This is a genomic window from Leucobacter manosquensis, from assembly GCF_018304845.1.
GTDB lineage: Bacteria > Actinomycetota > Actinomycetes > Actinomycetales > Microbacteriaceae > Leucobacter > Leucobacter alluvii.
Map to the genome: position 1 here is coordinate 2,050,892 of NZ_JAFEVO010000001.1, position 13,479 is coordinate 2,064,370.

At 65.1% G+C, this 13,479-nt stretch carries 9 protein-coding genes and 2 pseudogenes; 9 read left to right on the plus strand and 2 right to left on the minus strand.

Annotation, left to right across the window (positions count from 1 at the left end; genetic code table 11):
* Positions 1-2 precede the first annotated feature (2 nt).
* The 6 genes from JSQ98_RS09550 to JSQ98_RS09575 all read left to right on the plus strand — a co-directional run bounded on the left by JSQ98_RS09550 (position 3) and on the right by JSQ98_RS09575 (position 7,321).
* Positions 3-1,643, plus strand: coding sequence for an ABC transporter ATP-binding protein (locus tag JSQ98_RS09550; protein WP_211649460.1), 1,641 nt, complete (start codon positions 3-5; stop codon positions 1,641-1,643).
* On the plus strand, positions 1,640-2,599 hold the full coding sequence (locus tag JSQ98_RS09555) for an ABC transporter permease (RefSeq protein WP_249290798.1): 960 nt from the start codon (positions 1,640-1,642) through the stop codon (positions 2,597-2,599). Before JSQ98_RS09550 ends, JSQ98_RS09555 begins: the two co-directional genes overlap by 4 nt.
* Positions 2,596-3,561 carry an ABC transporter permease gene (locus JSQ98_RS09560; RefSeq protein ID WP_211649462.1) on the plus strand — a complete coding sequence of 322 codons (966 nt, stop codon included), beginning with the start codon at positions 2,596-2,598 and terminating at the stop codon, positions 3,559-3,561. Before JSQ98_RS09555 ends, JSQ98_RS09560 begins: the two co-directional genes overlap by 4 nt.
* A 23-nt stretch (positions 3,562-3,584) precedes the next feature.
* Entirely contained in the window at positions 3,585-4,877 is a 1,293-nt protein-coding gene (locus JSQ98_RS09565) for an alpha/beta fold hydrolase (protein ID WP_211649464.1), read from the plus strand.
* Positions 4,878-4,925: 48 nt separating this feature from the next.
* Positions 4,926-6,413, plus strand: a complete 1,488-nt coding sequence (locus JSQ98_RS09570) for an aminopeptidase P family protein (protein ID WP_249290799.1) — start codon at positions 4,926-4,928, stop codon at positions 6,411-6,413.
* A gap of 236 nt (positions 6,414-6,649) precedes the next feature.
* Entirely contained in the window at positions 6,650-7,321 is a 672-nt protein-coding gene (locus JSQ98_RS09575) for a GntR family transcriptional regulator (protein WP_211649465.1), read from the plus strand.
* A gap of 259 nt (positions 7,322-7,580) precedes the next feature.
* Here the strand turns inward: JSQ98_RS09575 and JSQ98_RS15080 are convergent.
* A pseudogene (locus JSQ98_RS15080) lies at positions 7,581-7,700 on the minus strand (proline racemase family protein); the annotation flags it as partial.
* A gap of 87 nt (positions 7,701-7,787) precedes the next feature.
* Positions 7,788-8,282, minus strand: a pseudogene (locus JSQ98_RS09585) (integrase core domain-containing protein); the annotation flags it as partial.
* Between the two features lie 382 nt (positions 8,283-8,664).
* Between JSQ98_RS09585 and gcvPA the strand changes: the two are divergent.
* From gcvPA to JSQ98_RS09600, 3 genes are all read left to right on the plus strand, one after another.
* Positions 8,665-10,071: an aminomethyl-transferring glycine dehydrogenase subunit GcvPA gene (gene gcvPA, locus JSQ98_RS09590; protein WP_249290800.1), complete on the plus strand. Its 1,407-nt coding sequence runs from the start codon at positions 8,665-8,667 to the stop codon at positions 10,069-10,071.
* Positions 10,068-11,702 (plus strand): aminomethyl-transferring glycine dehydrogenase subunit GcvPB, encoded by a 1,635-nt coding sequence (gcvPB, locus tag JSQ98_RS09595; protein ID WP_211649466.1) that lies wholly within the window; start codon positions 10,068-10,070, stop codon positions 11,700-11,702. The genes gcvPA and gcvPB overlap by 4 nt, the downstream gene beginning before the upstream one ends.
* 75 nt (positions 11,703-11,777) lie before the next feature.
* Positions 11,778-13,409: an amidohydrolase gene (locus JSQ98_RS09600; RefSeq protein ID WP_211649467.1), complete on the plus strand. Its 1,632-nt coding sequence runs from the start codon at positions 11,778-11,780 to the stop codon at positions 13,407-13,409.
* Positions 13,410-13,479 lie beyond the last annotated feature (70 nt).

Sequence of the window (13,479 nt, forward strand, 5' to 3'; positions counted from 1 at the left end):
GCATGTCGATTCTCGAAGTATCCCGGCTGCACGTTGATATCCCGACCGAGAACGGTACTGTGCACGCCGTGAAGGATGTGTCCTTCGATGTCAACGAAGGCGAGTTCTTTGGCATCGTCGGAGAGTCCGGATCGGGCAAATCTGTTCTCGTACAGTCAGTCATGGGACTGATCCCCAATGCCCGGACCACCGGCGAGGTTCGCTTCCGTGGCGAAGATCTGCTCTCGCTCAACGCGGAACAGCTGCGCCGTAAACGCGGTAGGGAGATCAGCATGATCTTCCAGGATCCCCTGTCGAGCCTGCACCCGCAGTACACAATCGGCTGGCAGCTCGTCGAGCAAATCCGCGCGCACGACAAAGTCTCGAAGCAGGCTGCGAAGGCCCGCGCGATCCAGCTGCTGGAGAAGGTACACATCGCCGATGCCCAATCCCGCTTCGACGCCTACCCTCATCAGTTCTCCGGAGGCATGCGCCAGCGCGTGATGATCGCTATGAGCCTCTCACTCGACCCCGCGTTGATCATCGCCGACGAGCCCACCACCGCACTCGACTCGACCGTTCAGGCGCAGATCCTGCAGCTTCTCGGTGAGATGAAGGAGGACTTCGGAGCGACGGTGCTGATGATCAGCCACGATCTCAGCGTGATGGCCAGCGTCGCAGACCGCGTGATGGTGATGTACCACGGCGAGCAGGTCGAACTGGGAACGAGCACAAACGTGCTCACCCGCCCCCAGGACCCGTACACGGCTGCGCTCATCGAGTCGTCTTCCTTTACGCAGAGCGAACGCCAGTCACCGATCGAGCCGACCGCCGATCCGGCGCCTGGCCCGATCGCAGAGGTGAAGGATGTCAGCCTGTCGTTCTCGCAGCGCCGCGGAGTCACCCGCAAAGTGCTCGACGGGATCAACCTCGAGGTGCGCCGCGGCGAGACCCTCGGGCTCGTGGGGGAGAGCGGATGCGGCAAGACGACGCTCGCGCGTACCATTGCCGGTCTCGTGCAACCCTCAGAGGGCATCGTGCGCTTCGACGGCACGGATGTCTCGCAGATCAAGCGCGCTCAGTGGCGGCGCATGCGGCAGCGTGTGCAGGTGGTCTTCCAGGATCCATTCTCGTCACTGAATCCGAAACGTCGAGTCGGGTCAATCATCGAGGACCCGCTTCGCGTGCACGGCATGGGCACCGCTCGGGAGCGACAGCGCCGGGTGCTCGAGCTGCTGGAGCTCGTCGGTCTCGACCCTGAGCATTACAACCGCTTTCCATCCCAGTTCTCGGGCGGCCAACGTCAGCGCATCGGCATCGCCCGCGCGATCGCGCTGAATCCTGACTTGGTCATCCTCGACGAGCCGGTGTCGGCTCTGGACGTCACCGTGCAGGCTCAGGTGCTGCAACTACTCGACGACCTGCAGCGCGACCTGGGTTTGACGTACCTCTTTATCTCACACGACCTGGCCGTGGTCAGGCACATGTGCGATCGGATCGCAGTGATGGAGAGCGGTCGCATCATCGAGCTCGACAATGCTGGCACGATCTACAACTCGCCGCGCGAGCCCTTCACGAAGCGATTGCTAGCGGCATCCTTCCTGGAGACACTCACCGGCGAGGCACCCGATCTCGAACTCCCAGCAAAGGAGGTCACCTCATGAACGTCTTCTCCAAAGAGACGATGACGCTCGTGCTGCCGTCGCGCGGAGCCGAGAAGGCAGCGAAGGCCGCCAAGAGCTCATGGCACTTGACCCTGCAGCGCCTGCGCCGCGATCCCGCAAGCATCGTTTCGGCGATCCTGATCGTTCTCATCGTGCTGTTCGCTGTCGGCGCTCCGCTCATCGCGCAGTGGACCGGGCACGGTCCCACGCAACAGTTCCGTGAGACCGGCCTGTCGGCTGCAGGAATGCCGGTAGGGCCAAACGGAGAATTCTTGCTTGGAACCGATCAGCTCGGCCGCGATGTGCTGGTGCGCCTGGCATACGGCGCACGAGTATCGCTGTTGGTCGGTGTGGTTGCATCGCTCGCTGCGGCTACAATCGGCATCCTGATCGGGATGACGGCAGGATTCGCTGGCGGTGTCGTCGACACGGTGCTCAGCCGCCTGATCGATCTGGTGATGAGCGTTCCGTTCCTGCTGGTGGCGATCGCGACGGTGTCCGTGCTCGGACCGAGCCTGCAACTGTCGATCTGGGTGATCGTGTTCTTCAGCTGGGCAGGACTGGCCCGCGTCATCCGCGGCCAAGTGCTCGCGTTGCGTGAGCGCGAGTTCGTAGAAACCGCGCGATCGATCGGCCAGTCCGGTGTTGCGACGATGTTTCGTGATGTGCTGCCAAACCTCGTGGTGCCAATCGTCGTCTACACGACGCTGATGATCCCCGCCGCGATCGTCTTCGAGGCGACGCTGTCCTTCCTCGGCTTGGGTATCGTGCCCCCGACTCCAAGCTGGGGCAACATGCTTGCGGACGCCGCGAACGGGTCGATGTATATGGTTGCGCCGTGGATGGTCCTCGTCCCGGGACTGGCTCTACTTGCGTTGACTCTCACTTTCAATTTGCTGGGCGACGGGCTGCGCGACGCCCTTGATCCGTCCTCTATGAAGGGAGCCAGGGCATGATCCGCTACGTGCTCTCACGCGTCGGTTTCGGATTGCTCGTTCTGTTCCTACTGAGCGTGTTCGTCTTCGTACTGTTCTACGTAACCCCGTCCGACCCGGCACGTATCATCGCCGGCGACAAGGCGACCGAAGATTTGATGAATCAGATCCGCGCCAATCTCGGTCTCGACAAACCGCTCTGGGAGCAGTACCTGCGCTTCCTCGGCGGCCTGCTGCAGGGCGACCTGGGATACTCGTACCGGTCGAATCTGCCGGTCGCCGACCTGGTGCTCGCCCGAATACCAGCGACGGTGTCGCTGGTATTCGGCGCGGTCATCGTGTGGCTGGCCATCGGCATCCCTATCGGCCTCGCTTCCGCCAAGCGTCCCGGTAGCGTGCGCGACCGCCTCGGCCAGGGCTTCGCCCTGGTGGGGATCAGCTTTCCCACGTTCGTGCTCGGCATGCTGGCGCTGTACCTGCTCTACTTCCTGCCGACGAAATTCGGAATGCTCCTCTTTCCTCCCTCAGGTTATGTTCCCTTCGCCGAGAATCCGCTGCAGTGGGCGTGGCACCTGGCACTGCCCTGGCTGACTCTGGCCCTGGTCACCGCAGCGGTGTACGCCCGGCTAACCCGAGGGCAAATGCTCGATGTTCTCGGCGAGGACTACGTGCGCACCGCACGGGCCAAAGGACTCACGGAGCGTCGTGTGATCTATGTGCATGCGTTCCGCAGCGCCATGCCTCCGCTGGTCACCCAGCTCGGCATCGACATCGGACTGCTGCTCGGCGGTGTCATCGTAATCGAGCAGGTCTTTGGATTGCAGGGCGTTGGCGCCCTCGCCATCTCCAGCGTATCCATGCAGGACCGCCCGGTGATCATCGCGATCGTGCTGCTGGGCGGAATGTTTGTCGCGCTCTCCAACCTCATCGTCGACCTGTTCTATGCGCTGCTGGACTCCCGCGTGCGCACCCGGGCTCACTAAACGCGATCGGCAGGATGTAACGCATGACCACGGAGTACTTCATCAGTAAAGAAATCGTCGCGCGGGACGTCTGGACCACGGTTCCCCTCGATTGGAACAACCCCTCCGGTGAGACGATCGACCTCTTCGCCCGAGAGTTCGTGGCCGCAGAACGCCGCAATGAGGAACTGCCGTTGCTGCTGCATCTGCAGGGCGGGCCGGGGGGTAAGGGCGTGCGCCCGATCGGTCGCGACAGCTGGATCGATGCAGCGCTGTCGCGCTTTCGTCTGATTGTCCCCGACCAGCGCGGTACCGGCCGTTCGGCCCCGCTGTCGGGATCGGATCTTCAGACGCTCCCGGCCGATGAGGCCGCCCGCCGCCTATCTTTGCATCGAGCGGACTCGATCGTGCGCGACTTCGAGGCGCTGCGCGCGGCGCACTACGAGGGCAGGCAGTGGTGGACGATCGGTCAGAGCTACGGCGGGTTCCTCACGATGCACTACCTGTCGACCGCTCCGGAGGCTATCGTCGCCTCGGCCGTGACCGGCGGGCTCCCCTCGCTCGCACCCGATCCTGCCGAGGTGTACCGGCGCACGTTCCCGCGTGTCGCGGAGAAGAACCAACTGTTCCGCGAGCGTGCGCCGCACCTTGTGGAGCGCATCGGTCGAGTGGCGGATCTGCTGCAGCATGAGAAGGTCCTCCTACCCGACGGGGACCGTCTAACGGTGCGCCGCCTGCAGACGCTCGGATTCGATTTCGGTATGGCCCCCGGATTAGACCGGATGCACTGGATGTTCGACGAGGCGTTCGCCGACCGAGCGCAGACGCGTCTGAGTGAGACGTTCCTTTCCACGGTCGCAGCGGCGACTGCGTTCGACACCAATCCGCTGTTCATCGCACTGCAGGAGAGCATCTACGGCCCCGGCCCCACGGCCTGGGCGGCACAGCGTGAGCGCGCACGGCATCCGGGATTCGACGAATCAGCCCGTCCCCTGCTGTTCACTGGTGAGATGGTGTTCCCCTGGATGTTCGACGAAATTCGCGCTTTGCGCGGTTTTCGGGCTGGCGTCGAGGCGCTCGCGGCAGGTGAATGGCCAATTCGCTTGTATGACCGAGATCGTCTCACCGCCGGGGATGTGCCGGTGGAGGCCGCCGTCTATTTCGACGACATGTACGTCGATGCTGGGCTCTCGTTGGAAACCGCCCGCGACGTCAAGGGGCTGAACGCCTGGGTTACCAACGAGTACGAACACGATGGACTCGTGCGCGGCGATGTCGCCGAGCAGCTGTTCACCGCCCTAGAGCGACGTCTCGGCGGCACACTGCGCACCCGCTGACAACATTCATCGTGGGCGTTGACCTACAAAATCGACCAGGAGATCGCCATGACCAGCACGCACATGCACAGCCCCCGCTATGACGACACCGTCCTCGTCATTGACTGGGAGGGCAGCATCCCAAATGCTCGGACGAGTACCCAAGACCCGCTGATGCCGTCACTGGCGAAAGCAGCCGGATTCTCCGACTGGATGCGCACCGGCTGGGGTTCCGCAGATCGCACGCCAAGGGTCGTGCCGGGCGCAGTAGAAGCCGCCCGTGGGCACCGCGAGCGACTGTCGGCCGCCCTTCATAACCAGACGCTGATCGTGTTGGCGGGGCGTGCACATGTTCGCGCGAATGACTCGTTTTTCGATTTCCGCGCTCATAGCGACTTCCTGTGGTTGACCGGTCTCGGCGTCGAGGACGGCGTACTGGTGATGACACCGGCCGGCAGCGGGCACACTGCGACGCTGTTCATCACACCTCCGGCGCGACCGGGTGCTGATGCCTTCCATGCCGATCCTGCGCACGGCGAGCTGTGGGTTGGCGCGCAGCCCGGCATCGCTGAATTGGACACCGCTCTCGAACTGCGCGTGCGATCGCTCGAGGAGTTGGAGGCGCCGTTGGACGCCCTCATCGCCGGAAGCTCAGTGGTCGGAAGGGGCGCAGGAGCCGCGCTCGCCGGTCGCGAGAGATCGTCGCTGCTCGCGCGCGTGCTGGCAGAATTACGCATGGAGAAGGATGCGTGGGAGCTGGGCGAGCTGCGCAGCGCAGTGCAGCACACCGTTGACGGGTTCGCAGCGGTGCGTCGCGAGATTCCGCGGGCCGTGGAGTTCGGGGGCGAGCGCTGGCTACAAGGCACCTTCGACCGCTATGCGCGCACGATGGGACAGGCGCCCGGATACGCCTCGATCATCGGCTCGGGTGCGAACGCGCCGATCCTGCACTGGGTACGTGCCGAGAGCCCAGTCGATCCTGAGGCGCTCCTGCTGTTGGACATGGGCGTGGAGAACCGCAGCGGGTACACCGCTGACGTCACTCGGACAGTTCCCGCCAGCGGCACCTTCAGCGCTGCGCAGCGTGAGGTGCACGATCTGGTCGAGCGCGCGCACCGTGCAGGTCTAGCCGCGGTCGCGCCGGGGCGCGATTGGCGCGACTTCCACACCGGTTGCATGGAAGTCCTAGCGAGCGGGCTTTCAGACTGGGGCCTGCTGCCAGTTTCAGTGGACGAGGCGCTATCGGCCGACGGGCAGCACCATCGCCGTTACATTGTCTGCGGCGTGGGCCATCACTTGGGCCTTGACGTGCACGATTGCGGAGCGTCATCTTATGAGGGCTATTTCGGGACGACGATGCGGCCGGGGATGGCGCTGACGGTCGAACCCGGTTTATACTTTCACGCCTGGGACGAAACCGTGCCACCAGAGCTTCGCGGCATCGGCGTGCGCATCGAGGACGACCTCATAGTGACCGAGAACGGGCACGAGGTCCTAAGCTCCGATCTACCAATTGACGCGGCGGGACTTGAACGCTGGATGTCGAGCCTTATGTGATATATAACCTTCCATATATGGCGACAATGCCGCTTTAGCTGGAAAGAAACTAGAGTGTATCAGCAGGCTCCCTTCCTCCCAGGCAACGGATGCAAAGGCATCGCCGGCAACGGCTCGCTCGGCGAGTACCCACCGAACGGCGGCGCGGCACCTCAGCGGGCCGTGCCGCCGTCCGGTAGGTTGTGGAGTCAGTGCTCTGCCGCAGTGCACACGCATCCCCCGTCGATCGGCCGCACATGACCCCTTCCTCCACTGTCACACCCCTCCGACCCGCACTGAACCTGCGCGAGCGCGTGGAGGTGGCGCTCGAAGCCGCCATCCGGTCCGGCGAGATGCCCGCCGGCGAGGTGTTCTCCGCCCCGGCGCTCGCTGCCCGATTCAACGTGTCGGCCACCCCCGTGCGCGAGGCGATGTTGAACCTCGAGAAGCTCGGCTTCGTGGAGGCAGTGCGCAACAAGGGCTTCCGTGTGACGACGATTCGCGATGAAGACGTGGCGAACATCGTCGCCGTGCGCCAGCTGCTTGAGCCGCCTCTGATGCGTCACCTCGCAGGGAAGATCCCCGCGGACGCCTACTCCGATCTTCGCGCGATGGCGGACACTATCGTGCAGGGAGCGGCGGAAGGCGATCTGACCACATATCTCGAGGCCGATCGGGCATTCCACTACGCGGTGAACACAAACAGCGACAACCCTCGCTTGATCAACCTCATCTCGCAGTTACGCAAAGAAACCCGCCTACCAGGTCTTGCAAACATGGTGGCGACCCAGAAGCTCTCCCGCTCCGCCGCCGAGCATCACGAGCTTCTGGATCTGCTCGAATCCGGTGATGGTGAGAGCGCAGAAGCCGTGATGCATTGCCACATTGGACACGTCATCGGCTGGTGGGCTGGGCGGGACGAGAGTTGATCCTGAGCCGACCAGTGGACCCGGTAGCGCCAAAGGAATCATTCCCTAGAGACGTGGCAAGCGCGAGCTCATCTCGAGTATGAAGATTGGCCGTTTAGACGCAAGTCCCAAAGCAGTGTGGTGAACGGCCGAACCGGAATGGGTGGGGAATGCGTGGTATCGGTCGCCTCCTTCATGCATCTGGCATGAAGGCGTGGAGGGTCCCAGATCTCTGCCGCCTGAACACCCGATGCCCTTCGATTGGAGCAGACAAGAATCGATCGACCATGCCGGTCTCCACGAGCACGGTGTCGACACCGATCGTGCCGTGACCGCACATCGACAGGAGTCCTGATGCCTCGATGCGGACCATGCCCCAGTCGGCGTCGTCGCGCGCCGGGGCGGCGGTCGATACTGAAGGTCGTACCGAGCACGTCCTCGACGCTGAGGCCACGGGTGCGGCCCTAGCTGCACCGACCCGGTCGTTGTTGATTCGGTCGATGGGAGTGCTGCCCCCGATGCCGAGGTGGGCTCTGTCTAGGTTGTAGTAGTCGAGCCAGGACTGCAAGGCTGCAGCTCGGCCCCGGTTCGAGGTCCAGGCGCGTGCGTACGCCCACTCGGTGGCGAGGGTGCGATTGAGTCGTTCGACCTTGCCGTTGGTCCAGGGGCAGTGCGGCTTGATGAACTTCTGCTGTATTGCGTGGGCTTCGATGATGCTTCGAAACGCGGCGGAGTGCCGGTAGGCGAACGCGTTGTCGCTGATGACGCGCTCGACCCTCACACCCAATGTCGCGTAGAACGTGATCGCACGTTCGAGGACTCCTGCTGCGGTGACGCCTTTCTCGTCGTCGTGGATCTCGGCATAGGCGACACGGGAGTGATCATCAATCACGGTGCGGACATAGTCGTAGCCGAGTCCCCGCTTACGATGTGGCCGTTCGTGACGTCCGTCAAGCCGCCAGCCTCCGCCGTCTGGGATCTGGGATCTGGCCGGACCGTCGTTCCGCTAAGCGAGTAATGCTGCGCCTACCGCGGGTGGGAGAGGCAACATCATCTCGACTGTTCCGCTCGATACCCGAGAGGAAAGAAGGCGATACCCGATTCCAAGCAAAACGGGCGAGATTCCGCGTCGACTCTTCGGCCTCTTCCAGTAACGCAAGGACCCCATGATGTGGACGGTGCGAGACGAACCACTGCTGGAGTGGGCTGTGCAACGTATACATAGTCGACATCTTGGACACTCCCATCAGATCGACTGTACACAGTGTCGCGCCCATTACCGGCCGCGGATTTCTACAGTGGTGAGCATCACGATCGGTTGATCGGGAGAGCCCGCCCTCAAGGTCTTTCGAAGGAGAAGCCCGTTGCAGCGAACACCAGAGTCCGAGAAGGCGCCCCAGGCGACCGTCTGCGCTCGCGACGCCCGCACGCACCCCTACCTCCCACACACCGCGGGTGACGCTACCGAGGAGATGCTGCGGCACATCGGAGCGGAGAGCCTCGAGTCGCTCTTCGTGGACGTGCCTTCAGCGCTGCGCCAGCTCGAGCCGTTCGGCCTGCCGCCCGCACTCCGCAGCGAGGCCGATCTCGCACGCTACGTCCGACGTCGACTCTCTCGCAACACTCCGGCCACGCGCGCGCTCAACTTCTGCGGCGCCGGCGTCTATCAGCACGACGTGCCGTCGGTCTGCGTCGAGGTTGCGGGCCGCGCGGAGTTCGTGAGCGCCTACGCGGGTGAACCCTACGAGGATCACGGCAAGCACCAGGCGCTCTTCGAGTACCAGTGCGTGATGGCCGAACTGCTCGAGATGGACGTCGTGAGCATACCGACGTATGACGGCTACCAGGCCGCCGGCACGGCACTGCGCATGGCCGGAAGGATCACCGGACACCGACGAGCCGTGGCAGTCGGGTCTCTCCTTGACGACAAGCGATCCCGCATCGCGGAGTATGTCGCCCCAACGATCGACCGGATCGAGCACTCCACCGCGGACATCGCGGCGGTCCGCGCCTCCCTCGACGAGGCGACCGCCGCGGTGTTCCTCGAGATCCCCGACGCCGAGGGGCTCATCGATGCCGACATCCGAGCTATCGCCGACGCGGCCCACGCCGTCGGGGCGATCTTCGTGGTCTCTGTCGACCCAATCGCGCTCGGATTGCTCGCAGCCCCCGCCTCACTCGGCGCCGACATCGTCTGCGGCGACCTGCAGTCGCTCGGCAACGGCATGCACTTCGGCGGCGCACACGCGGGCTTCCTCGCGGTGCACGACGATCCCCGGTTCGTCTACGAGCTGCCGACACGCCTCTTCGGTGCGGCGCCGACCCGGGTCGAGGGCGAACTCGGTTTCACCGACCTCGCATACGAGCGCACCTCGCTCGCGGCTCGCGAAAACGGCGTCGAGTGGATCGGCACGGCGTCCTCGCTCTCGGCGATCGTGGCCAGCGTCTTCCTCTCGCTGCACGGGCCGCACGGCATGCGCGAGCTCGGTGACGCGATCCTCGATCGCACGAGCTACGCGATGGAGGCCATCGCGGCACGGGCCGGAGCCCAGGTGCGCGACGCGGATCGTCCGCACTTCCGCGAGTTCGTCGTCGTGCTGCCGGATACCGCGCCGACCGCGGATGCCCTCCTCGAACGTCTCGTTGAGCACGGCGTCTTCGGAGGTGTCGCGCTCAACGACAGCGAGTTGCTCGTCGCGGTCACCGAGGTGCACACACGCGACGACATTGACACCTACATCGACGCACTCGCCCAGGAGGTGGCGGCATGATCTCCTTCCCGACGCGAGCCACGCAACCGTTTCAATACCACGGCGCCAAGTGGAATGAACCGCTGATCACCGAGCTCGGCGCTCCCGGCGAACGGGGCGTGCTGCCGCCTGGATCCGATCCCGACATGCGCGAGAGCGGGAGCCGCGCACGGGCGGGGATCCCGTCCACTCGGCCCGACCTCGCGCGCCTGCCCGAGGTGGGCCAGGCGCAGGTGCTCCGCCACATGCTCCGCCTGTCGCAGGAGACACTCGGGTCGCACCTGAATGTCGACATCGGCCAGGGCACGTGCACGATCAAGTACAACCCGATGATCAACGACGACCTCGCGCTCTCCGACGAGGTCGCGCAGCTCCACCCGCTGCAGCCCGAGAGCACCGTGCAGGGCATGCTTCAGATCTTCGTCGAGATGGAGGAGTTCCTCTGCAAGATCTCGGGTCTCTCCGCCTGCAGTCTGCAGCCCGGCAGCGGTTCGGCGGCGATCTATACCAACATCCGCATGGTGCAGGCGTACCACCGTTCGCGCAATGAGGAGCACCGCGACGTCGTCATCACGACGAGCTTCTCGCACCCCTCGAACGCCGCGACAGCGCGCTCCGCGGGGTACGAGGTCGTCACCATCGAGTCGACCGAGGACGGGTATCCGTCGATCGAGTCGCTGCGCGAGGTACTCACCGAGAACGTCGCGGCCCTCATGATCACGAACCCCGAGGACATCGGCGTCTACAACCCTCACATCAAGGAGTTCGTTGACCTCGTGCACGAGTTCGGCGGCCTCGCGGTCTACGATCAGGCGAACGCGAACGCGCTGCTCGGGATTACCCGGGCGGCCGACGCTGGGTTCGACGCGTGCCAATTCAACCTGCACAAGACGTTCGGCGCACCGCACTTCTCGGGCGGCCCGGCCTCGGGTGCGTGCCTGGTCTCGGAGAAACTCGAGCCGTTCCTGCCCGCGCCTGTCGTCGTGAAGCGGGACGGCGTCTACGCGCTCGATCACGATCGGCCGCTCTCAATCGGCAAGGTGCGCCCGTTCTACGGTGTCACCGGGCAGATCGTTCGAGCGTATGCCTGGATTCTCGCGCTCGGAGACGAGGGCCTCGCGCAGGTGACCCAGGGCGCGGTTCTCAACAACAACTACCTGCTGCACGAGCTGCTGCAGATCGAGGGTATCGAGGCTCCGCTCGCGCCGAACGGGCACCGCCTCGAGCAGGTGCGCTTCAGCCTGAAGAAGCTCACCGATCGCACGGGCGTGCGCTCCGCCGAGCTCGCGGTGCGGATGGCCGACTTCGGCTTCCACTACTGGACGAGCCACCACCCGTACGTGGTGCCCGAGCCCGCAACGTTCGAGACGACCGAATCGTACTCGCGCTCCGAGCTCGACCAGTTCATCGCGTCACTCAAGGCCGTGGCCGCCGAGGCGGCGACGGATCCCGAGCTCGTGCAGAGCGCTCCGCACCGCGTCGCCGTCTCTCGCATCGATGACAGTGCCGTGAACACTCCCGAGACGTGGATCCCGTCCATGCGCTCCTACCGCTCGAAGTACCTGGGCGAGGCTACAGCCGAGGTGCCGCGCTGGGAGCCCTTCGAAGGTCTGCCAGAGCCTCGACGCAACGCCCCGGCTGCGCATCGCTAAACCCACCACCACCCAAATCGCGGGCGACCGACACCGACCCTCGCGGTTCCCCGAATCTAACATGGAGACGTGATCTTGGACCTCCTCATAATCGGCGCCCGCATCGTGACGATGGATCCGCGGCGTCCGCGCGCCGAGCGGATCGGCATCTGGAAGGGGCTCATCATCGGCCTTGATGAGGAGCTGGACGGCCTGCGCTTCGCGCGTACCATCGATGCGCGCGGCATGACGCTCATGCCGGGGTTTCACGACTCCCACAACCACATGTCGACCTTCGGCCGCAGCCTCATCAACATCGACGCTTCCGGGCTGAGCTCCCTCGATGAGCTCTACGCGGCGATCCGCGAGCGGCACGAACAGCTGCCGGAGGGCGAGTGGGTCGTAGCCGATTCCTACAATCAGCACCGCCTCGGCGGTCACCCCACGCGCCAGGCGCTCGACACGGTGGCGCCCGGGCGTTCCATCATCGTCAATCACAACACGACGCACCTGCTCGTGGCGAGCACCCCGGTGTTCGAGCGTGTCGGCGCGCTCTCGGCCGACTGGCCGGTGCCCTCGGGCGGCTTCATCGAGCGCGACGAGGGCGGCGAAGCGACCGGGCTCGTGGGCGAGCAGGCGATGGGACCGTTCCGGGACCTCACCCGCCCGCACTCGATTGATGCCCTCGCCGCCGCCATCGGCCGCGCGAGCGACCACTTCCTGGCCGAAGGCATCACATCCGTTGTCGAGGCCGGCATCGGCAACTCCCCCGTCGTCGGCTCGAGCCCCATAGAGCTCGCGCCGTACCAGCTCGCCGCCGAGGACGGGCGCCTCGGCGTGCGCGCTCAGCTCATGGTGTCGATGGAGAATCTCAAAGAGGTGACGGCCTCCCCCGATGACCTCATCGACCTCGGCATCGACCTCGGGCTCCGCACCGGGCTCGGCGACGACAAGCTCAGCATCGGTGCCCTCAAGATGTTCACGGACGGCGCGATCGGCAGTCGCACCGCGGCGCTGACCACCCCGTTCTGCGACCACGACAGCACCGGCGTCATGCAGTTCGGTGAGGAGGAGCTCCAGCACCTCGCCACCTCGGCGGCGCGCGCTGGGTGGCAACTCGCGGTGCACGCGATCGGCGACCACGCGGTCGACGTTGCCCTTGGCATGATCGCGCGGGCCCGGGAGGCCGCACCCACCAACACGAAGCGTCATCGCATCGAGCACGCCTCGATCGTGCGCGACGATCAGCTGCCCCGCATGGCGGAGCTCGGCGTCATCGCGTCGACCCAGCCCCAGTTCGTGAGCTCGCTCGGCGACGCCGTGCTAGCCGGGGTCGGTGACCGCGAGGCGTGGACGTACCGGCACCGGTCGATTATGGACGCCGGCGTGCGGCTCGCCTGCGGTAGCGACCGCCCAGTGGTCTCGGGCAACCCGCTCACCGCGATCCGCGACATGGTCATGCGCCGCACCTCGAGCGGGCGCTCCTTCAGCCCCGACGAGTGCGTCGACGTGCATACCGCCCTCGTCGGGTACACTCGCGAATCAGCGTTCGCCGTGCACCGCGAAGACCGCCTCGGGCGACTGAGCGCCGGTTTCCACGCCGACTTCGTACTACTCGACGGAGATCCGCTCACCGCAGCGCCCGAGACGCTCCCCAGCATCCCAATCGCGGCCACGGCTGTCGGCGGCGCGCTGCTCTTCGACCCGTCCGGTATCGCTGGGCGCTAGAACGCCCACCCTCGCAACGCCGCCGAGCCGCGCGTGCTCGGCGCACAGCCGTCGAGCTCCTCGCACCCCT